The sequence below is a fragment of the Puerhibacterium puerhi genome (genome assembly GCF_009846865.1).
GTDB lineage: Bacteria > Actinomycetota > Actinomycetes > Actinomycetales > Cellulomonadaceae > Puerhibacterium > Puerhibacterium puerhi.
Window position 1 is genome coordinate 124,798 of sequence record NZ_WUWN01000006.1, and the last position, 20,037, is coordinate 144,834.

The window sequence follows — 20,037 nt, forward strand, 5'->3', positions numbered from 1 at the left end:
GGGGGCGCGCTGGCCGGCGTCGTCGCGCCGGTCGGCGAGCTCGCCGGAGGGCTCCTCGAGCCCGCCATCGGCGTGGCGGCGCCCGTGACGGGCGCGCTCGCCCCCGTGACGGGCGGCGTGGCCGACGTGCTTTCCCCGGTCACCGAGGGGCTGCGGCCCGTGCTCGGGGCGACGACGCCGGTGCTCGACGCCGTCGCCCCCGTGGTCGCCCCGGTCACCGGCGTGGTCGGCGAGACCCTCAGCCCGGTGGTCGGCGCGCTGACGCCCGTGCTCGACACCGTCACCCCGATCACGGACCCCGTGCTCGACGTCGTCGCGCCGGTCGTCGAGCCGCTGCGGCCCGTCCTGGAGCCGGTGCTCTCGCCGATCGACGGGCCGCTGCGGCCGATCACGGACCCGCTGCTGCCGGTCACCGACCCGGTGCTCGGCCCGGTGACGGGCCCCGGCACCGGGCCCGGCCCCGCGCACCCGGCTCCCGCGCTCCCGGCCCCGGGCGGCGCGGGCCCCGGCAGCGTCGTCGCGGCCACCGGCGGCACCCGGGCCGAGACTCCGGCCGAGAGCGCCCCCGAGAGCGCCGTCACGGCCCCGGCCGGAGCCACCGCCCCGGCCACGACCGAGGCCCCCGCGGCCGGGACGGCCCGCGGCGCCGGTGCGCCGACGGCTCTCCCGGCAGCCGCCCAGGCCGCCGTCGCGGCGTCGGCGACCGAGGCGCCGGGCGGCACGTCGGCCCCGGCCGCCCCCCAGGCCCCCGCGGCGCCGGCCGGCGGTGCCGCGGGCACCTCCAGCTCCACCTCTCCGGTGCGCGGTCTCGACGGCGCGGCGGCCGACCTGGCGTCCGCCGCCACGGCCGGCGCGACGTCGTGGCTCCTGGCCGCGGCGGAGACGCTGTCCCGCCACACGTCGACGTTCTTCGACGTCCCCGTCTCTCCTGCCTGACGTGGTCCCGCCGCGCGCCTGAGCGCGGCACGGACCGCCGTCGGCGCCCTGCCGACGGATGACCACGTCATCACTTCTTCGCAGGAGAGACATCATGAACAGCAACGCGAGACGAGCCGTGCAGACGCTGCTCGTCGCAGGCGGCCTCGTGGTCGCCGGGGCCGCCACTGCCCACGCCGCCGAGGGCGACGTCCTCGACGTGAACATCGGCGCCGACACGTCCGTCGCGGCCAACCTCTCGGGCGTCTCGGAGGAGCTCCCGGACGTGCCGGTCGAGACCGACGTCGATCTTCCCGCGGTCGACACCGAGCCCGTCGAGGCGACCGTCGAGGCGGTCGCCGGTGACGAGGGCCTGGTCGACGACGTCGTCGGCGCCGATGCGCCGGAGGCCACTACCACCGACGACCTGGTCGACCCCGCCGCGCAGGACGTCGCCGAGACCGTCGAGGACACCGCGGCGCTCGATGTGCCCGCCGTCGTGGACGACGTGACCGGCGACGCCGGTGCGGTCGACGACGTGCTCGAGGACGGCGGTGTGGACGCGGTGGCCGAGGACGTGACGTCCGCCGGCGGCGGCGTGGACGAGGCGCTGGGCACTGGCTCGGCGGTCGAGGACACGCTCGGTGCCGTGGTCGGCGAGGACGGCCTGGTCGACGACGTCGTGGGTGCCGACGCGCCGAGCGACGGGCTGACGGACGATGTCGTGGAGGCGGTGGTCGACGACGTCGACACCGCCGCCGACGACCTGCTCGCGGGCGACCTGAACGGGGTCACCGACGGCGTGCTGGACCAGGACGGCGCCGTCGACGACGTGCTCGAGGACGGCGGTGTGGACGCGGTGGCCGAGGACGTGACGTCCGCCGGCGGCGCCGTGGACGAGGCGCTGGGCACTGGCTCGGCGGTCGAGGACACGCTCGGTGCCGTGGTCGGCGAGGACGGCCTGGTCGACGACGTGGTGGGTGCCGACACGCCGAGCGACGGGCTGACGGACGAGGTCGTGGAGGCAGTGGTCGACGACGTCGACACCACCACCGACGACCTGCTCGCGGGCGACCTGAACGGGGTCACCGACGGCGTGCTGGACCAGGACGGCCTGGTGGACGACGTGCTCGAGGACGGCGGCGTGGACACGGTCGCCGAGGTCGTTCCGTCCGTCGGCGGCCGCCTGGACGACGCGCTGGGCACCGGGTCCGCGCTGGAGGACACCCTGGACGCCGTGGTCGGCGAGGACGGCCTGCTGGACGACGTGCTGGGGCCGGACGAGCCCTCGCAGGGCGTGACCGACGGCCTGGTCGAGGAGATCGTCAACGACCTCGACGGCACCCTCGACGAGCTGCTCGCGGGCGACCTCGTCGGCGTGGTCGACTCCGTCCTCGCGGAGGACGGCCTGCTCGACGACGTCCTGGAGGACGGCGACGCGGGCATCGTCCCGACCGACCCGACGACGCCGGGTGGCGGTGACGGGAACGAGGGCACGGACCCGACGACGCCGGGTGGCGGTGACGGGAACGAGGGCACGGACCCGACGACGCCGGGTGACGGCGACGGCACCACGACGCCGGGTGACGGTTCCGGCGGTGGCTTCGGCGGCGCCCTTCCGACGGCTCCGGTCGGTGCCGTGACGCTGCCGGCGGGCCTCGGCGCCACCGGTGCGGGCACCGTCGGCACCGTCGGCACCGACGCCACGGGCACCGACGCCACGGGCACCAGCGCGACGACGACCAGCGCGGGGACCGGCGCGACGACGACCGACGCCGGGACCGACGCGGGGACCCTCGCCCGCACGGGCGCGGACGCCGCCCTCGTCGGCCTGGCCGCTCTGCTGCTGGCCGCGGGCCTGGCGCTCGTCGGCACCCGACGGCGCCTCGCGGCCGCTGCCACCCGCTGACGGCACCACGGGCAGCCCCAAACACGCCGACGGCGACGGACCCCGCGGGTCCGTCGCCGTCGGCGGGGCGCGCGAGCCGCTAGACCACGAGCCCGAGCAGGAGCACGGCCACGAGGGCGACGACGGACAGCGTGGTCTCCATCAGGGACCACGTCTTGAACGTCTGCCCCACGGTCATGCCGAAGTACTCCTTGACCAGCCAGAAGCCGGCGTCGTTGACGTGGGAGAGGAACACCGACCCCGCGCCGACGGCAAGCACGAGCAGCGCCGCGTGCGTGGGGTCCAAGCCCGCGGCGATCGGCGCCATGATCCCGGCGGCGGTGATCGTGGCGACGGTCGCCGAGCCCGTGGCGACGCGGATCAGCACGGCCACCAGCCAGCCGGCCAGCAGCGGGTTGAGGTTCGCGTCGCTGATGCCGGAGGCGATGACGTCGCCCACGCCCGTGCCGACGAGCGTCTCCTTGAAGCCGCCGCCGGCGCCCACGATGAGCAGGATCCCGGCGATCGGGAGGAAGGAGGAGCCCACCAGGTCGCTCAGCTGCTGGCGGGTGCGGCCCACCGCCGTGCCGAAGGCGAACAGGCCGACGAGCGTGGTGATGAGCAGCGCCACCAGGGGCTCGCCGAGGAACTCCAGCACGCCGCCCCAGCCGGTCCCGACCTGCCCGGCGACCTCGACGACGGCGCGCGCCAGCATGAGGATCACCGGCAGCAGCACCACGAGCACGGACACGGCGAAGCTCGGCCGGCGGCGCGGCTCGGTCCCCGAGGCGCTCTCGGCCGGCGAGCCGAGCACGCTCGTGGGCGGGTCGAGCGGCACCCACCGCGTCAGGACCTTGGCCAGCACCGGCCCGGCGAGCACCACGGTCGGCACCGCGACGAGCAGTCCGAGGCCGAGGGTGAGGCCGACGTCGGCGCCCAGCGCCTCGATCGCCAGCAGCGGCCCGGGGTGCGGCGGCACGAGCCCGTGCAGCGCGGACAGGCCCGCGAGCGCGGAGATGCCCACGAGCACCGGGGACAGGCGGGCGCGCCGGGCGACGATCATCACCACGGGGATGAGCAGCACCACGCCGACCTCGAAGAACAGCGGGATGCCGACGACGAACGCCACCAGCGCCATCGCCCACGGCATGCGCCGGGCGGGCGTCTTGTCCAGGACGGTGTCGACGATCCGGTCGGCGCCGCCGGAGTCGATGAGCAGCTTGCCGATGATGGCGCCGAGCGCGATGAGCACGCCCACGCCGCCCACGGTGGAGCCGAGACCCTTGGTGAAGTCGTCGAACGCCTCCACCAGGCCGGTGCCGGCGGCGACGGCGAGCACGCCCGAGCCGATGACCAGGGCGAGGAACGGGTGCATCTTCGCCCAGACGATGAGGGCGACGATGACGGCGATGCCGAGCACCGCGGCGAGCACGAGCTGCGGCGTCGACGCGGTGGGCGCCGCGTCGTCCGCGGTGGCGGCGAGCACGGTGGGCAGGTGGGCGGCGAGGGGGCCGGGAGCGGAGCCGGCGAGCGTGGCGAGCATCAGCGCTCCTCGGCCGGCTGGGCCGCCGCGGACTCGGTCGCCGCGGAGCCGGTCACCGCAGTGCGGATGCCGCGGGCGGCGAGGCGCTCGACGATCTCGTCCACGATCTGCGCCGGGCGCGGCGTGACGTCGACGGTGAATCCCGCCTCGTCGGTGCCCAGCGGCTCGAGCGTGGCGAGCTGGCTCTCGAGCATCGCCGGCTTCATGAAGTGCCCGGCACGGCCCTGGATGCGCTCGGTGAGCAGCTCGCGGCTGCCGGTGAGGTGCACGAAGAGCACCCCGCCGCGCGCCTCGCGCAGCAGGTCGCGGTAGGCGCGCTTGAGCGACGACGCGGGCACGACGCCGGTGCGGCCGGCGTCGTGCTCGGAGCTGAGCCAGTCGCGGATCGTGCCGAGCCAGGGCCAGCGGTCCGCGTCGTCCAGGGGGACTCCGGCGGTCATCTTGGCGACGTTGGCGGGCGGATGGAACTCGTCGCCCTCCGCGAAGGAGGCGCCGAGCCTGCCGGCGAGGAGCGCGGCGACTGTCGTCTTGCCGGAGCCTGCGACCCCCATGACGACGATGTGCGTGTTCTGGTGCGTGACCTCGGTGTCCACGCCGAGCATCCTGACCGATTGGTAACACCTTTAGCAAACCGCGAGGCCGGGCCGCCGCTTAGGCTTCCGGCATGCCGACCGTCGTCCTCCACAGCGCCGTGGTCGACACCCTGGGGCTGCGCATCACCGGTGGTGCGCTCGAGCCCGGCCGGGTGCTGACCCTGGACTCGATCAGCGCCGAGTTCGGCGTCTCGCGCACGGTCGCGCGCGAGGCGATGCGCGTGCTCGAGGGCCTCGGCCTGGTGCGCTCCGGGCGGCGGGTCGGGCTCGTGGTGCTCGGCATGGAGTCGTGGCAGGTGCTCGACCCGCGCGTGATCGCCTGGCGCCTGCAGGGGCCCGGCCGGGTCGAGCAGCTGCGCTCGCTCACCGAGATGCGCCACGCCGTCGAGCCGCTCGCCGCGGCGGGTGCCGCCCGGCACGCGCCGGCCGCGGTCCGCGCCCGGCTCGGGGAGATCGCCGGCCGCATGCGGGCGCTCGGCGAGGCGGGCGAGGGCGACCACGAGGAGTTCCTCGGCCTGGACGTCGAGATGCACGAGCTGCTGCTGCGCCACAGCGGCAACGAGCTCTTCGGCGCGCTCACCGACGTCGTCGCCGCGGTGCTGTCCGGGCGCACGGCCCTGGGCCTCATGCCCGCCTCGCCCGTGCCGGGCGCGCTCGCGCAGCACGAGGCGGTGGCCCGGGCCGTCGCGGGCGGGGACGCCGACGCGGCCCGCCGCGCGATGGAGGCGATCGTCGACGAGGTGCAGGACGCGCTGGACGAGTTGCCCTGACGCGCCGCCCCGGTGACCGCGCGAGCCCGTCGGGCCGTTGCCGCGGCGTACGATCGGCTCACCATGCCCCGTCTCCTCGCCGACCTGACGCCGCTGCGCGTCTCGCCGGAGTACCGCCGGCTGTGGTGGGGGCTGGGGGTCTCGAACCTCGGGGCGCAGCTCACGGTCGTCGCCGTCGGCCTGCAGGTCTACGACCTCACCGGCTCGACCCTCGCCGTCGGCACGCTCGGCGTCTTCGCGCTCGTGCCGCTCGTGGCCCTCGGCCTGTACGGCGGGGCGCTGGTCGACCACTACGACCGCCGCCGCGTCTCGCTGCTGGCGTCCGTCGTGCTGTGGCTGGTCACGGCCGCGATCGCGCTGCAGGCGTGGCTCGACGTCGGCTCGGTGGAGCTGCTGTACGGGCTGGTGGCGCTGCAGTCGGCGGCGTTCGCCATCAACAACCCGGCGCGGTCGGCGATCATCCCCCGGCTGCTGCCGGCGTCGCTCATGCCCGCCGCCAACGCGCTGCAGACGCTGGCCTTCAACGTGGCGCTCACCGGCGGGCCGCTGCTGGGTGCCGCGCTCGTCGCGGCGGCCGACTACGCCGTCGCCTACACGCTCGACGCGGTGATGTTCACCGCGGCCCTGTGGGCCGTGTGGCGCCTGCCCGCGCTCCCGCCGGAGCCGGGGGAGGGCGACGCGGCCGCCGCCGGCCGCCGTCGCGTCGGGCTGCGCTCGGTGCTCGAGGGGCTGCGGTTCCTGGCCACGCGGCCCAACCTGCGCACCTCGTTCCTCGTGGACCTGTGCGCGATGGTGCTGGCGTTCCCGCGCGTGCTGTGGCCGGCCGCGGCCGTGGTCTACCTCGGCGGCGGGGAGACGACGACGGGCGTGCTCGCCGCCGCGTTCGCCGCGGGCGGCATCCTGGCCACGCTGTTCTCGGGACCGCTCGGACGGGTCCACCGGCACGGGCGGGCGATCGCGTGGGCCATCACCGGGTGGGGCCTGTCCGTCACCGGGTTCGGCGTGGTGCTGGTGCTGGTCGGACGCACGCAGCCGGACGGCGTGCTGCTCGGCGCGCTGGCGCTCGCGTGCGTCGCGCTCGGCCTGGCCGGCGGGACCGACGCGCTGTCCTCGGTGTTCCGCCAGTCGATCCTGCAGACCGCCGCGCCCGACCACATGCGCGGGCGCCTGCAGGGCGTGTTCATCGTCGTCGTCGCGGGCGGTCCCCGCCTCGGCGAGCTGGTGATGGGCGCGGGGTCGAGCTGGTTCACCGAGGGCTGGGCCGCCGTCGTCGGCGGCCTGGCGAGCCTCGTGGCGATGTGGGCGGTGGTGCGGCTCAACCCGCGGTTCTGGCGCTACGACGCGCGCTCGCCGCAGGCCTGAGCCGCGGGCGCCACCCACAGCGCTCGAGGCGGAGCGTCAGGCCGGCTCGGTGACGTCCTGCACCGGCTGGTGCGGCTTCAGCCGCCGCAGCACGGGCAGCGTCACCAGGGCGATGAGGGCGCTGGCCCACGCGGCGCCCATGGCCACGTGGAAGCCGGCGGCGGCGCCGGCCTCCTCGATGCGGGTGCCGGCGAGCCAGGACCCGAGGGACGCCCCCACGCCCAGCGCCGCGCTGACCCACGCGAGCGCCTCGGTGAGCCGCTCCGGCGGCACCAGGGCCTGCGCCATCGCGTTGCCGTTGATGATCGTGGGGGCGATCGCCAGGCCGGTCACGGACATGACCGCCGCGAGCGAGACCAGGCTGTGCGTCACGAGGAACAGCGAGACGCCGGCGGCGAGCGCCACGAGCCCGATCACGAACCGGGTGGACAGCGACGAGCGCAGGTGCAGCGCGCCGTAGATCAGGCCGGCCACCAGCGACCCCAGCGCGAACGCCGCGAGGATGAGGCCGGACAGGCCCTGGTTGCCGTGCTCCTGGGCGAACGCCACGGTGGCGACGTCGGAGGCGCCGAAGATCGTGCCCATGGCCACGAACGTCACGGCCAGCACGGGCATCCCCGGCATGAGGACCGCCGACCGGCGCCCGGCGGGCCGCACCGTGCCGACGCCGCCGGCGCTCGCCGGCGCCGTCGTCAGCGGCGGCTCCGTGCGGCGCTGGGCGAGGAACATCAGCGCGCCCGCGCCGCCGACGACGACGGCCACCGCGACGCCGGCCGGCGGCAGGACGGCGGTGGCGAGCGTGGTGGCGAGCACCGGCCCCACGATGAAGCCCAGCTCGTCGATCGCCGACTCCAGGGAGTAGGCGGTGTGCAGCCGCTTGGGCTCGCGCACGACGTGCGACCAGCGGGCCCGCACGTACGAGCCGTAGGAGCCCTGCGAGCCGCCGCCCAGCAGCGCGAACAGCCACAGCAGCGCCTCGGGCGCGCGCAACCACGCGGCCACCACGAGCGCGGCCATGCTCAGCGTGGTCAGGGCCAGCATGGGCAGCAGCACGCGGCGCTGCCCGGAGCGGTCCACCCAGCGCGCCACCTGCGGCGACAGCAGCGCCTGGGCGATGACCAGGACGCCCGAGACGCGGCCCGCGGCCGCGTACGAGCCGTACAGCCCCTCCACCATGAGCACGGTGCCGATCCCCACCATGGACTGGGGGAGACGGGCCAGCGCACCGGCCCCGGAGAAGGCGGCGGCGCCGGGCACGCGAAGGACGTCGGCATAGGGGTTGGGCACGGTCGGATTCTCTCAGGTCCGCCTGCCTCCTGGCGTGGTGATTCTCGCCGCGTCCGCCCCCCGTCCCGGTCCTTCCGCGCCCCGCCGGCCGCCCCGCCGGCCGTTCGCCTGCCGGGCGTGCGACGCGCGCTCGTCGGACGTGGTCGCTAGCGTGCGGGACATGAGCGACGAGCCCGCGCGCACCGAGGTCTGCACCGTCGTCCACGTGCCCGAGCGGTCCCGGTACGAGGCGCGCTCGCCCGACGGCGGCGAGCTCATGGGGGTGCTCGAGTACCGGCGCACCGACGGCGTCGTCGTCATGCCGCGCACCGTGACGCTCCCGCCGTTCCGCGGACGCGGTGTCGCCGCCGCGATGACGCGCCGGGCGCTCGACGACGCCGCCGCGGCGGGCGACACGGTCGTGCCGGCCTGCTGGTACGTGGCCCAGTTCGTCGAGCGCAACCCGGACTACGCGCGCCTCGTGGCCTGACGGCCCCACGAGGCCCACGATGGGCACCATGAGCGAGCAGCAGAGCGTGCGACCGGACGTCACGGTCTCCCAGGACGCCGAGCGGTCGGCCTTCGTGGCCACCCTGGCGGACGGCACGGTGGCCGGGGCGGCGTACTACCACCCGCTCGGCGACGCGCTGGTGTTCACCCACACCGAGGTGGACCCGGCGCTCGAGGGGCAGGGGATCGGGTCGCGGCTGGTCGCCGGCGCCCTGGCGGCCGCGCGGGAGGCGGGGCAGAAGGTGGTGCCGCTGTGCCCGTTCGTGCGCGCGTACATGGCCCGCCACCCCGAGCACGACGACCTGCTGCGCACGTACACGGACCTGGGGACGCGCAAGGCCGGCCCGGGCGCCTGACGGCGTCGTCCCGGACCGGCCTGCGCGAGCGGTCGCGCCGGGTCAGGCGAGGGCGTCGGACACGACGTCCTTGGCCGCCGCCTGGACCTGCGCGAGGTGGTCGGCCGAGACGAACGACTCGGCGTAGATCTTGTAGACGTCCTCGGTGCCGGACGGGCGCGCGGCGAACCATGCGTCCTTCGTCGTCACCTTGAGCCCGCCGATCTTGGCGCCGTTGCCCGGCGCCTCGGTGAGCCTCGCGGTGATGTCCTGCCCGGCCAGCGTGGTGGACGTGACCTGCTCGGGCGACAGGGCGCCGAGCCGGGCCTTCTCCTCGCGGCTGGCCGGCGCGTCGACGCGGGCGTACCAGGACTCGCCGTAGCGCTGCACGAGGTCGCGGTGGTGCTCCGAGGGCGACCTCCCCGTCGTCGCGAGGATCTCGGAGGCCAGCAGGGCCAGCAGCAGGCCGTCCTTGTCGGTGGACCACACACCGCCGTCGCGGCGCAGGAACGACGCCCCGGCGGACTCCTCACCGCCGAACCCGACCGAGCCGTCCAGCAGGCCGGGCACGAACCACTTGAACCCGACCGGCACCTCCACCAGCCGGCGGCCCAGCCCGGCGGCCACGCGGTCGATGAGCGCCGAGCTCACCAGCGTCTTGCCGATCGCGGCGTCGGCCGGCCAGCCCGGGCGGGCCCCGCCGTACAGGTACTCGATCGCCACGGCGAGGTAGTGGTTGGGGTTCATCAGCCCGGCGTCGGGAGTGACGATGCCGTGCCGGTCGGAGTCGGCGTCGTTGCCGGTCGCGACGTCGAACGGCGCGCTGCCGCCGTCGCCGGTCATGCGTGCCACGAGCGACGCCATCGCCGACGGCGACGAGCAGTCCATGCGGATCTTGCCGTCCCAGTCGAGCGTCATGAACGCCCAGCGCGGGTCCACCTCGGGGTTGACCACGGTCAGGTCGAGCCGGTGCCGTTCGGCGATCGCCGCCCAGTACTCGACCGAGGCGCCGCCCAGCGGGTCGGCGCCGATGCGCACGCCGGCCGAGCGGATCGCGTCCAGGTCCAGCACGTTGGGCAGGTCGTCGACGTAGGTGGTCAGGTAGTCGTGCCGGTGCGTGGTCTCGGCGGACAGTGCCTGCTCGAGCGGCACGCGGGCCACCTGCTGCCAGCCCGTGCGCAGCAGCTCGTTGGCGCGGTCGGCGATCCACCGGGTGGCGTCGGTGTCGGCGGGGCCGCCGTGCGGCGGGTTGTACTTGAACCCGCCGTCGCGCGGGGGGTTGTGCGACGGCGTCACCACGATGCCGTCGGCCAGGCCGGGGCCCGACGTGCGCACGCCCTCGTCGCTGCCGGCCCCGTTGTGCAGCAGGATCGACTGGCTGACCGCGGGGGTGGGCGTCCACGAGCCGCGGGCGTCGACCATGACGTCCACGCCGGCCGCGGCCAGCACCTCGAGCGCGGTCTGCCACGCCGGCTCGGACAGCGCGTGCGTGTCCCGGCCGATGAACAGCGGGCCGTCGGTGCCCTGCGTGCGGCGGTACTCGACGATGGCGGCGGTGATCGCGACGATGTGCGCCTCGTTGAACGCGCGGTCGAGCGACGAGCCGCGGTGGCCCGACGTGCCGAAGACGACCTGCTGCGCGGGGTCGTCCGGGTCGGGCGTCAGGTCGTAGTAGGCGCCGACGACCTGGTCGACGTCGATGAGGTCCTCGGGGAGGGCGGGCTGCCCGGCGCGTGCGTGCATGGAACCGATGGTGCCAGCGCCGGGCCGAGGGCGCGCGGAGACGGACCCGGGCGCGTCGTCGCCGGTCCGTGGCGCCGTCGGGCGGGGCTGCGCGGCGAGCGCGGCGCCGTCGGGCGGGGCTGCGCGGCGAGCGCGGCGCCCTGCCTCGGCCCTGTGGCGTGCCCGTCCCCGGTCTGTTCGGTGATTCGTTGTCTGATCGGCGATCCGGATCACCGATCAGACAACGAATCACCGAACAGACGCGCGGCGCGCGCCTGCGTCGGGCCGGTGCACGCAGCGCGGCGCGCGGCGCGGTGCCCGGCCGCTCAGAGGTACTGGCCGGGGCCCGGCCGCTCGTCCGGCCGCGCGCCCGGGCCGCCCGGCTGCCCCGCACCGGGGAACCCGCCGGCGGCCACGCCCGGGGGCAGGCCGCGCCGCATCTGGCTCAGCTGCGCCTGCGCGGCCATCTGCTGCGCCACCAGGGCGGTCTGGATCCCGTGGAACAGACCCTCGAGCCAGCCCACGAGCTGCGCCTGCGCCACCCGCAGCTCGGCGTCCGACGGCGTCGCCTCGTCGGAGAACGGCAGCGTGATGCGGTGCAGCTCGTCGATGAGGTCGGGGGACAGGCCGTCCTCGAGCTCGTGGATGGAGCGCTCGTGGATCTCGGCCAGCCGGGTGCGGGCGGCCTCGTCGAGCGGGGCGTCGCGCACCTCGTCGAGCAGCCGCTTGATCATGCCGCCGATCCGCATGACCTTCGCGGGCTCCTCGATGCGCGACACCTCCTCGGGCGCCTCCTGCGCCTCGGCGGGGACGTCCTCGCCCTCGGGCGTGACCACCCGCGGCTCGACGCCGTCCTGCGCCGCGCCGTCCTGCAGCGCGGCCTGCTCCGTGCGGTTGTCGTCGGTCATGCCTCCACCCTCCGTCATGCGGGCGGTGCCGCGCGCGCCGAGAGGCCGGGACACGCCGACAACGGCCCGCCGGCGCGCCGCGGCGCTCGCGGCCGCACCCTCAGGGGACCAGCAGCACCTTGCCGAACGCCTCGCCGCGCTCGAGCAGCGCCATCGCGTCCGCGGCGTCGGCGAGCGGGACGCGCGCGTGCACCACGGGCCGCACGCGCCCGTCGGCCACCATCGGCCACACGTGCTCGCCGACGGCCGCGACGATCGCCGCCTTCTCCTGCGGGCTGCGCGAGCGCAGCGTGGTGCCCGTGACGGTGGCCCGCTTGGTCATCAGCGCGTTGAGGTCGAGCTCGCCGCGCCGACCCCTCTGCAGGCCGATCACCACGAGCCGGCCGCCCGGCGCGAGCACCCGCACGTTGTCCGGCAGGTTCGCCGCGCCGACGACGTCGAGCACGACGTCGGCGCCGTGACCGGCGGACGCCGCGCGGACCGCGGCGACGAAGTCCTCGTGCCGGTGGTCGACGACGGCCTCGGCGCCCAGCCCGCGGCACCGCTCGGCGCGCTCGCGGCCGCCGGCCGTGGCGACGACGTGCGCGCCGAGCGCGGCCCCGAGCTGGACCGCGATGCTGCCGACGCCGCCGGACCCGCCGTGCACGAGCAGCCACTCGCCCGGCGCCAGGCGTCCGGTGTCCACGAGGTTGGTCCAGGCCGTGCACACCGCCTCGGGCAGCGCGGCGGCGTCGACCAGGTCCACGCCGTCGGGCACGGGGAGCGTCTGGGTGGCGCGGACGGCGACGGCCTCGGCGTAGCCGCCGCCCTCGAGCAGCGCCACGACGCGGTCGCCGACGGCGCGGTCGGTCACGGCGTCGCCGACGGCGACGACGGTCCCGGAGACCTCGAGACCGGGGAAAGGTGGCGCACCTGACGGTGGCGGGTAGTGCCCGTCGCGCTGTAGCAGGTCAGCACGGTTGACGCCACTCGCCGCCACCTCGATCAGCACCTCGTCGGCGCCCGGTTTGGGCGGTTCTGTCCGGGAAAGGACGAGTTTCCCTCCGCCCTGCTGTGCCGATATCGTGACCGCTCGCACGCCGATGGAGCCTACTCGCGCGCTCCTGCGCGGCGAGCGGAGGCTCGGCTGCACGGAGGTCGTGTCAGCGGAGAGACCGCTCCGGCCCGTCGGCCCAGCACCGGCGGCGGGCCGTGGCCGACGAACGAAGGAGAGTGTGCATGCTCCGCTGGCTGGGTGTTCGCGGAAAGATCCTGGCGACGCTCGCTGTGCCGGTCTTCGTCCTCGCCGTCGCCGCGGGCTGGATCTCGTACGACTCGCTGACGACCGCACAGCGTGCCGGCCAGACGTCCGACGTCGTCGACCTGCTCGCCGTGCAGGACCGCGCCGGCTCGGCCGTCGCCGCCGAGCGGTCGCTGAGCGTCGCGATGTCGCTGGGGATCCCGGGCGCGCGCGAGCAGTACGAGGCCGCCCACACGGAGACGGACGCGGCCCTCGAGGAGCGCGACCGGGCCCTGCGGTCGGCCAGCACCGACGCGCTGCCGCAGTCGGTCCAGGACGCGATCGCCACGACGCTGCGCGACAGCGACGCGGTGCAGAGCCTGCGCCAGGAGATCGTCGCGGGCACGGCGGACCCGGACGCCGCCACGGAGCGCTACACGGAGATCATCGAGCGCGCGCTCGACGTGCCGCGCGAGCTCGCGCAGGCCACCGACGACCGCGCGCTCTCGCAGCGCATCGACGCGTACGTCGCCATGGACGAGGCGATGCTGGCCGTCGTCGAGGAGCGTCCCGTCGTCGGCGCCGTGCTGAGCGCGGCCGCCGCGGGCCAGGGCGACCCGTCGCTGTCGCTGCGCGCGGCGTCGCTGCTGCACACCACGGACACCCGCCTGGCCGAGGCCCAGCAGCAGCTCGAGAGCGCGCCGGGCGACGGCACCCTGCCCGACATCACGGGGCCGTTCGCCGACGTCCGCACCGCGCTGGCGTCCGGCGACGTCGCCGCGCTCGACCCCGCCGCGGCCGGGAGCTGGTCCCAGCTCTCCCAGGACTGGGTCACCGCGGCGCAGTCCGCCCGCGACGAGGTGCGCGCCGACACGAGCGCCGCCGCCGAGGACCTCGCGGGCGACGCGACCCGCACCGCCGTCGTCACCGCGCTCGCGGTGTTCGGCCTGCTCGTGCTGTCCGTCGCCATCGCGCTCGGCATCGCCCGCCAGATCGTGCGCCCGCTGCGCCACCTCACGGCCGCCGCCGGCCAGGTCCGCGACCGGCTGCCGCAGATGGTCGAGCAGATGCGCGTGCCCGGGCAGGTACCGTCCTTCGACCTCGCCGAGATCCCGGTCGAGTCCCGGGACGAGATCGGCCGCCTCGCCGCGGCGTTCAACGACGTCAACGCCACCACCGCGCAGGTGGCTCGGGAGCAGGCCGCGCTGCGCGGCGCGATCGCCGAGATGTTCGTCAACGTGGCGCGGCGCGACCAGGTGCTGCTCAACCGCCAGCTGGCGTTCCTCGACGAGCTGGAGCGCTCGGAGGAGGACCCGACCACGCTGTCGAACCTCTTCCGGCTCGACCACCTGGCCACGCGCATGCGCCGCAACGCCGAGTCCCTGCTGGTGCTCGCCGGCATCGACTCCGGGCGCCGGGTGCGCCAGCCCATGCCGGTCTCCGACGTCATCCGCACGGCGTCGTCCGAGATCGAGCTCTACGACCGTGTGCGGCTCGACCTGCGTCTCGACCCGCTGATGCTGGGCCACAACGCGCTGAGCGCCGCCCACCTCCTGGCCGAGCTGCTCGAGAACGCCACGATGTTCTCCGAGCCGCACACGCCGGTCGACGTGTCGACCTCCCGCGACGAGCGCGGCGTGACCGTCACCGTCCGCGACCACGGCCTGGGGATGACGCCGGAGGAGATCGCCGAGGCGAGCCGCAAGGTGGCGAGCCGGTCGGCGTCCGACGCCGTCGGCGCCCAGCGCCTCGGCCTGTTCGTCGTCGGCCGCCTCGCCGACCGGCTGGGGGCCGAGGTCGGCTTCGCCACCGGTCCCGACGGGTCCGGCACCGTGGTCACCGTCGTCTTCCCGGCCGCGCTCTTCCTGCCCGACGACGCCGCGTCGCTGCCGGCGCCGACCGACCCGCTCGAGGCCGCGACGCAGGCCGCCGCCGCCCAGCTCGGCCAGGGCAGCGGCGAGGTGGCCGTGGTGACCGGGCCGCAGGCGGCGACCGTGCCGCTGGGCGGGGTGGCGATGCCCGCGCCGGCCCCCGCAGCCCCCGCGCCGGCCCCCAGCGCGCCGGCCGCCGCCCCCGCCGCGGCGTTCCAGCCCGTGGTCGCGCCGGAGCCCCCGGCGGCCGTCCCGGTCGACCTCGCCGTGCTCACCGACGGCACGACGGCGGCCGGCATGCCGCGCCGTCGCCCGTCCCGCCAGCAGCCGCCCGCCGACTCCGGCGCCGTCGTGCTGCCGCCGTCCCCGGCCCCGGTCCTGCCCGCCGAGGCGGCCGCCGGTGACGGCGAGGTGTGGACGCCGCCGACCGACGTCCAGGCGTCGGCCACCGCGCTGCCCAGCCGCCGCCGCGGCTCGGCGCCGGAGTCGGCGCCCCAGCCCGTGGCCCCGACGACGTCGCCCGTCGGCATCGAGGCACGCACCGGGCTGTTCTCGAGCTTCCGCAGCTTCACGTCGCTGGAGTCCGACGTCGCCTCGACCGGCACGCTGCACCTCGACGCCTCGGTCGAGGACCCGGCCGCGCTGCCCGAGCCGCTGACGCAGCCGCTGGAGCCGGTGGTGGACGCACCGGAAGGCGCGGCGAAGGTGGAGACCCCGCCGGTGGCCGCTGAGGACCTGGTCACCGGCGTGCCGTCCCGTCCCGTGGTGTCGGTGCCGCCGGCCGCGGCGCCCTCCGCGGCCGAGCCGGAGACGCCGGTCGCCGAGCCGACGGTCGTGCCCGCGCCGGTCGCCGAGTCGGTCGCCACCCCGCTGCCGCCGTTCGAGCAGCTCATGGCCGACCTGCCGTCGCGGCGTACCCTGCGCGAGGCGGGGCGTCGGCGTGGACGGTTCGGGCGCCGTCCGGAGGACGAGCCGGCCGCCGAGCCCGCGCCCGCGCCCGAGGCGGCCCCCGAGCCCGCCGGACCCGTCGCCCCGGTGACCCCGGCGGCCGGGACCGAGGCCGCCCCGGCCGTCGCCCACCTGGAGCTCGCCGAGCCGGCCGCCGCCGGACCGGACCTCGTCGCCCCGGCTGCCGCCGATCCGGGCGTCGTCGAGCCGGCCGCCGAGCCGGCCGCCGAGCCGGCCGCCGAGCCCGTCGCCCCGGCGCATGCTCCGGAGCCGGCCCCGGCCGCCGCCCCGCTCGACGCCTGGCGCAGCACGAGCCGCGCGCAGGGCGGCACCGCCCTGCCGCTGCGCACCCCGAGCGCGGAGCGCGGCGCCCCCGTGCTGACGGACGTCGTCGAGGAGACCCCCGACACGGTCGAGGCCCGCTCGGAGTGGATCGCGTCCGCGGTCCTGTACGAGGAGATGTCCTCGCTGCTGCGCCGCGGCATCCTGCCGCAGGCGCCGGCGGCCGACGACGCCACCACCTACCAGCCCCGGGCGGTCGTGACGAGCGACGGCGCCGGCCTCGCGCGGCGCAGCCGCGCCGCGGAGGGCGAGAGCCCGGCGGAGCGGTTCACCGCCCGCATCGAGCGCGACCCGGAGCAGCTGCGGTCGCGGCTGTCCGCCTTCCAGACCGCCACCCGGCAGGGGCGCGCGGGGGCCGAGGACGAGCCCGCGCCCGACGGCGAGACCGTCCCCTCCGCACCCGACCACCGCACGGCGCCCGGCACGCACTGACACCGCGCCCACGGGGCGAGCCCAGCCCCGGCCCGGCGCACCGACGAGGAGGAACAGTGACCCTCAGCACCGAAGCGACGAACTTCGGCTGGCTTCTCGACAACTTCGTGAGGACGGTCCCCGGCACGCGGCACACGCTCGTCGTGTCGGCGGACGGCCTGCTCATGGCCATGTCCGACCGCCTCGACCGCACGAGCGGCGACCAGCTGGCCGCGATCGTCTCCGGGATGTCGAGCCTCACCCGCGGCGCGTCCCGCCAGCTCGACGGCGGCAACGTGCGGCAGGCCATCGTGGAGATGGACAACGGCTTCCTGTTCCTGATGAACGTCTCGAACGGCTCGGTGCTCGCCGTGGTCGCCGAGGCGTCGTGCGACATCGGCCTCATCGGGTACGAGATGGCGCTGCTGGTGTCCCGCACCGAGCAGACGCTGACCCCCCAGCTCATCGCCGAGATGCGCGGCAACCTGCCCGTCGAGGGCGCCAGCCGCGCCGGCACCGTGCACTGAGGACGCGAGCGATGTCCTACGGACCGAACGGCGCGCAGGGCGCGCACGGCGACGGGTACGAGGCCGCCACGGTGCGGCCCTACGCGGTGACGGGTGGCCGCGTGCGCTCCGCCCTGTCCGACCTGCCCCTCGAGGCGCTGGTCGAGGTCCTGCCGGGCGCGGTCCAGCGCGTCGGCCTGACGCCCGAGAAGCGGGCGATCCTGCATCACGCCGCCCACACGTACGTCTCGATCGCCGAGCTGTCGGCCCTGCTGCGCCTGCCCCTGGGCGTGGTCCGCATCCTCGTCGCGGACCTGCAGGCCGAGGGGCTCGTCACCGTGCACACCTCGACCCCGGTGAACGTCCACACGGGCCACGGCAGCACCCAGTCGGGCCTGTCCCTGAGCGTCTTGGAGAGTGTTCTCAATGGCATTTCCGCCCTCTGACCGTGCGACCGGCGGCTCGCCCGGCGGTCTCGCGCCGAGCTGGGCGCCCGTGACCTCGGGCGTCGGCGGCGCCGGCGCGGAGGAGCGCTCCGCCGAGACGTCCGCCCCGGCCGCTGCCCCTGCCGCGCCGTCGGCCCCTGCCCAGCCGACCGCTCCCGCAGGCCCGCCCGCCCGCACGAGCGTCCTCGGCGGTGCGCCGGCCGCGCCGCCCGCGGCGAGCGCGGCATCGACCGACGGCGGCCCGACGACGTCCGGCGAGCCCGGCGTCGGCACGGCGCCCGTGCCCCGGGTGCCCGCGCCGGCGATCCCGGAGGCGGCGCCCGCCCCGGCCGAGCCCGCCCCGGCCGAGCCCGCTCCGGGGACGGCAGCGCCGAGCGCGAACCCGGCGGCCGCGACGACCCCGGACGCAGCGGCGCCCAGCCCTGCCGCTCGGCCCGTCCCAGCACAGCCCGTCCCGGCACAGCCCGTCCCGGCGCAGCCGGCTCCCGTCCAGCCCGCTCCCGCACCGGCCTCCCCGGCGCACCCGGCTCCGGCACCGGCGGTGCAGGCTCCGGCGCAGCCGGCCCCGGCGCCGGTCGTCGCGCAGCCCGCTCCCGCGCAGCCCGCTCTCGTCCAGCCCGCTCCCGCGCAGCCGGCCCCGGCAGTGCCGGCCCCGGTCGCCCCGGCGGCGACGGCGACGGCGGAGCGCACCGCCCCCACCGTCGTGAAGATCGTCGTCGCCGGTGGCTTCGCGGTCGGCAAGACGACGTTCATCGGCTCCATCTCCGACGTCGAGCCGCTCAACACCGAGGCCGCGATGACCGAGCACTCGGTGGGGGTCGACGACGCGGGCGGCGTGAGCGACCGCAAGACCACCACGACCGTGGCCATGGACTTCGGGCGTGTGGCGCTGCCCGGCAACCTCTGGATGTACCTGTTCGGCACCCCGGGGCAGGACCGCTTCCTGTTCATGTGGGACGACCTGGTGCGCGGCGCGATCGGCGCCGTCGTGCTCGTGGACACCGACCGGCTCGAGCAGTGCTTCCCCGCGATCGACTACTTCGAGTCGCGGAACATCCCCTTCGTCGTGGGCATCAACTGCTTCGACGGGGTGGCCAAGCACCGGCTGGAGGACGTGCGCGAGGCGCTGCAGATCCCGGCGCACGTGCCGATGCTCTACACCGACGCGCGCTCGCGCGCCGCGACCAAGCAGACGCTGATCGCGCTGGTGCAGCTCGCCATGCGGCAGCTGCGCGGCGGCGCCGCCTGACGTCGCACCGGTCGCTGCGCACGGCCCCGTCGCCTTCGTGCGGCGGGGCCGTCGTCGTCCCCGAGACCTGCGCCGGGGCGCGGGACGGCGCCTCGCTAGACTGGGCGACCGCGCCGCCGGGCGTCGGCATCGCCCGCACGGGCGCGAGGAGGGCTGACAGAGCGGCCGAATGTGACGGTCTTGAAAACCGTTGTGCAGCAATGCACCGGGGGTTCGAATCCCCCGCCCTCCGCCACGGCGCGTGCGGACGGCGACCAGGTCGCCCTCCGCACGCGCCGCAGCCGTCTCCGGCCGGCGCGAGGGTCACCGAGAGGTGCGGGCGCCGTCGGCGAGCACGGCGGGCGGCGGCGCGGCCGCGGCAGGCGGCGCACCACCGCCGCGCCGCGCGTCGGCGGACGGCGACGGAGCGCCCGCGGGTTCGCACGGGGTCGCGGCGGAGACCTGTCCGCGTCCGCCCGCAGCGCCCCGCGGCCGCCCCACGGCCGCAGGCGCCACGACGCCCCCGCCGCAGGCGCCCGCGCGGGGGCGGGAGAGGGAGCGCGCCGACACCCCGGAAGGGCGCTGAGCCGCGGGATCCTGCGGATCGTGACGGTGTGACGCAGGCCGCCGGGCAGCGTTTTGACTCCCGACGAAACCTCTGGGTAATGTTCTCGTCGTTCGCCCGACAGGGAGGAACGGACACCGAGACAGATCGGCGCCGCGAGGCGACGATCCGGCAGCGGTGGCCGGTCCCGGGGCGGTTCCCGACATCCTTCTCGCGGGGTACTTCTGTGCCCCGAGTCGGGCCAGGTGCGTCGCGCAGCTGATCGAGTCCCCTGATCTCCGGATCGGGCGGGTTTGACCGGATCGCACGGATCGGGTAAGTTTGAAGGGTTGCCCCGGACGGGGTCGGGACGAGGGTTCCGGGTCCGGATGGTGTGCGTCGGTTGTTTGAGAACTCAACAGTGTGCTTGACAGTCAATGCCAAGTTTATATCCCTCGGGGGACTGCCGTCCGGTGGTTCTTGGAGGATTCCTTTGGACAATGAACTGAACTGTCAGTTTGGTTCCTTGCCAGTTGATTAGATGCCCCTTTTGGGGGTGCTTCGTATGGTCGTTACCGGGTACGCCTGGTGGCATCAGACATTTACGGAGAGTTTGATCCTGGCTCAGGACGAACGCTGGCGGCGTGCTTAACACATGCAAGTCGAACGGTGAAGCCCAGCTTGCTGGGTGGATCAGTGGCGAACGGGTG

The 20,037-nt window shown here is 75.9% G+C and carries 16 protein-coding genes, 1 tRNA gene and 1 rRNA gene; 12 read left to right on the forward strand and 6 right to left on the reverse strand.

Features of this window, described 5'->3' with window-relative positions; all coding sequences use genetic code 11:
- Nucleotides 1–84: 84 nt before the first annotated feature.
- Nucleotides 85–936, forward strand: coding sequence for a hypothetical protein (locus tag GSF02_RS05725; RefSeq protein WP_159793644.1), 852 nt, complete (start codon nt 85–87; stop codon nt 934–936).
- 94 nt (nt 937–1,030) lie between these two features.
- Nucleotides 1,031–2,824, forward strand: coding sequence for a hypothetical protein (locus GSF02_RS05730; protein WP_159793646.1), 1,794 nt, complete (start codon nt 1,031–1,033; stop codon nt 2,822–2,824).
- A 79-nt stretch (nt 2,825–2,903) separates the two neighbouring features.
- Here GSF02_RS05730 and GSF02_RS05735 read toward each other — a convergent pair whose 3' ends face one another.
- The gene (locus GSF02_RS05735) at nt 2,904–4,346 is read right to left on the reverse strand and encodes a GntT/GntP/DsdX family permease (protein ID WP_159793648.1); all 1,443 of its coding nucleotides are present in this window, start codon (nt 4,344–4,346) and stop codon (nt 2,904–2,906) included.
- Nucleotides 4,346–4,948 carry a gluconokinase gene (locus tag GSF02_RS05740; protein WP_159793650.1) on the reverse strand — a complete coding sequence of 201 codons (603 nt, stop codon included), beginning with the start codon at nt 4,946–4,948 and terminating at the stop codon, nt 4,346–4,348. Before GSF02_RS05740 ends, GSF02_RS05735 begins: the two co-directional genes overlap by 1 nt.
- 62 nt (nt 4,949–5,010) lie before the next feature.
- Here GSF02_RS05740 and GSF02_RS05745 point away from each other — a divergent pair, with 62 nt between their 5' ends.
- Nucleotides 5,011–5,709: a FadR/GntR family transcriptional regulator gene (locus GSF02_RS05745; RefSeq protein WP_159793652.1), complete on the forward strand. Its 699-nt coding sequence runs from the start codon at nt 5,011–5,013 to the stop codon at nt 5,707–5,709.
- 63 nt (nt 5,710–5,772) lie between these two features.
- Nucleotides 5,773–7,071, forward strand: a complete 1,299-nt coding sequence (locus GSF02_RS05750) for an MFS transporter (RefSeq protein ID WP_159793654.1) — start codon at nt 5,773–5,775, stop codon at nt 7,069–7,071.
- A gap of 36 nt (nt 7,072–7,107) precedes the next feature.
- Here GSF02_RS05750 and GSF02_RS05755 read toward each other — a convergent pair whose 3' ends face one another.
- Nucleotides 7,108–8,358, reverse strand: a complete 1,251-nt coding sequence (locus tag GSF02_RS05755) for an MFS transporter (protein ID WP_235915387.1) — start codon at nt 8,356–8,358, stop codon at nt 7,108–7,110.
- A 160-nt stretch (nt 8,359–8,518) separates the two neighbouring features.
- On the opposite strand from GSF02_RS05755, the gene GSF02_RS05760 reads away from it, so the two are divergent.
- Nucleotides 8,519–8,827, forward strand: coding sequence for a GNAT family N-acetyltransferase (locus GSF02_RS05760; RefSeq protein WP_159793656.1), 309 nt, complete (start codon nt 8,519–8,521; stop codon nt 8,825–8,827).
- A 28-nt stretch (nt 8,828–8,855) separates the two neighbouring features.
- Nucleotides 8,856–9,203: a GNAT family N-acetyltransferase gene (locus tag GSF02_RS05765; RefSeq protein ID WP_159793658.1), complete on the forward strand. Its 348-nt coding sequence runs from the start codon at nt 8,856–8,858 to the stop codon at nt 9,201–9,203.
- Nucleotides 9,204–9,245: 42 nt separating this feature from the next.
- Here GSF02_RS05765 and pgm read toward each other — a convergent pair whose 3' ends face one another.
- The 3 genes from pgm to GSF02_RS05780 all read right to left on the reverse strand — a co-directional run bounded on the left by pgm (nt 9,246) and on the right by GSF02_RS05780 (nt 12,890).
- Entirely contained in the window at nt 9,246–10,925 is a 1,680-nt protein-coding gene (gene pgm, locus GSF02_RS05770; RefSeq protein WP_159793660.1) for a phosphoglucomutase (alpha-D-glucose-1,6-bisphosphate-dependent), read from the reverse strand.
- A gap of 305 nt (nt 10,926–11,230) precedes the next feature.
- Entirely contained in the window at nt 11,231–11,812 is a 582-nt protein-coding gene (locus GSF02_RS05775) for a bacterial proteasome activator family protein (protein ID WP_159793662.1), read from the reverse strand.
- 100 nt (nt 11,813–11,912) lie between these two features.
- Nucleotides 11,913–12,890 (reverse strand): NAD(P)H-quinone oxidoreductase, encoded by a 978-nt coding sequence (locus tag GSF02_RS05780; protein ID WP_159793664.1) that lies wholly within the window; start codon nt 12,888–12,890, stop codon nt 11,913–11,915.
- 140 nt (nt 12,891–13,030) lie between these two features.
- Here GSF02_RS05780 and GSF02_RS18995 point away from each other — a divergent pair, with 140 nt between their 5' ends.
- The 6 genes from GSF02_RS18995 to GSF02_RS05810 form a co-directional block, all read left to right on the forward strand.
- On the forward strand, nt 13,031–16,624 hold the full coding sequence (locus GSF02_RS18995) for a sensor histidine kinase (RefSeq protein WP_159793666.1): 3,594 nt from the start codon (nt 13,031–13,033) through the stop codon (nt 16,622–16,624).
- Nucleotides 16,625–16,680: 56 nt separating this feature from the next.
- A complete protein-coding gene (locus GSF02_RS05790; RefSeq protein WP_159793668.1) occupies nt 16,681–17,130 on the forward strand; it encodes a roadblock/LC7 domain-containing protein in 450 nt (149 codons plus the stop codon).
- Between the two features lie 11 nt (nt 17,131–17,141).
- A complete protein-coding gene (locus GSF02_RS05795; RefSeq protein WP_159793670.1) occupies nt 17,142–17,555 on the forward strand; it encodes a DUF742 domain-containing protein in 414 nt (137 codons plus the stop codon).
- Between the two features lie 643 nt (nt 17,556–18,198).
- On the forward strand, nt 18,199–18,804 hold the full coding sequence (locus tag GSF02_RS05800; RefSeq protein WP_159793672.1) for a GTP-binding protein: 606 nt from the start codon (nt 18,199–18,201) through the stop codon (nt 18,802–18,804).
- Nucleotides 18,805–18,951: 147 nt separating this feature from the next.
- A tRNA-Ser gene (locus GSF02_RS05805) sits at nt 18,952–19,039 on the forward strand.
- A gap of 889 nt (nt 19,040–19,928) precedes the next feature.
- A 16S ribosomal RNA gene (locus GSF02_RS05810) occupies nt 19,929–20,037 on the forward strand; the annotation flags it as partial.

Excerpts from the sequence above, each read along its gene's own strand:
- GSF02_RS05730 (WP_159793646.1), top strand. The coding sequence starts at position 1,031 with ATGAACAGCAACGCGAGACGAGCCGTGCAGACGCTGCTCGTCGCAGGC.
- GSF02_RS05735 (WP_159793648.1), bottom strand. The coding sequence starts at position 4,346 with ATGCTCGCCACGCTCGCCGGCTCCGCTCCCGGCCCCCTCGCCGCCCAC.
- GSF02_RS05740 (WP_159793650.1), bottom strand. The coding sequence starts at position 4,948 with ATGCTCGGCGTGGACACCGAGGTCACGCACCAGAACACGCACATCGTC.
- GSF02_RS05745 (WP_159793652.1), top strand. The coding sequence starts at position 5,011 with ATGCCGACCGTCGTCCTCCACAGCGCCGTGGTCGACACCCTGGGGCTG.
- GSF02_RS05750 (WP_159793654.1), top strand. The coding sequence starts at position 5,773 with ATGCCCCGTCTCCTCGCCGACCTGACGCCGCTGCGCGTCTCGCCGGAG.
- GSF02_RS05760 (WP_159793656.1), top strand. The coding sequence starts at position 8,519 with ATGAGCGACGAGCCCGCGCGCACCGAGGTCTGCACCGTCGTCCACGTG.
- GSF02_RS05765 (WP_159793658.1), top strand. The coding sequence starts at position 8,856 with ATGAGCGAGCAGCAGAGCGTGCGACCGGACGTCACGGTCTCCCAGGAC.
- pgm (WP_159793660.1), bottom strand. The coding sequence starts at position 10,925 with ATGCACGCACGCGCCGGGCAGCCCGCCCTCCCCGAGGACCTCATCGAC.
- GSF02_RS05775 (WP_159793662.1), bottom strand. The coding sequence starts at position 11,812 with ATGACCGACGACAACCGCACGGAGCAGGCCGCGCTGCAGGACGGCGCG.
- GSF02_RS18995 (WP_159793666.1), top strand. The coding sequence starts at position 13,031 with ATGCTCCGCTGGCTGGGTGTTCGCGGAAAGATCCTGGCGACGCTCGCT.
- GSF02_RS05795 (WP_159793670.1), top strand. The coding sequence starts at position 17,142 with ATGTCCTACGGACCGAACGGCGCGCAGGGCGCGCACGGCGACGGGTAC.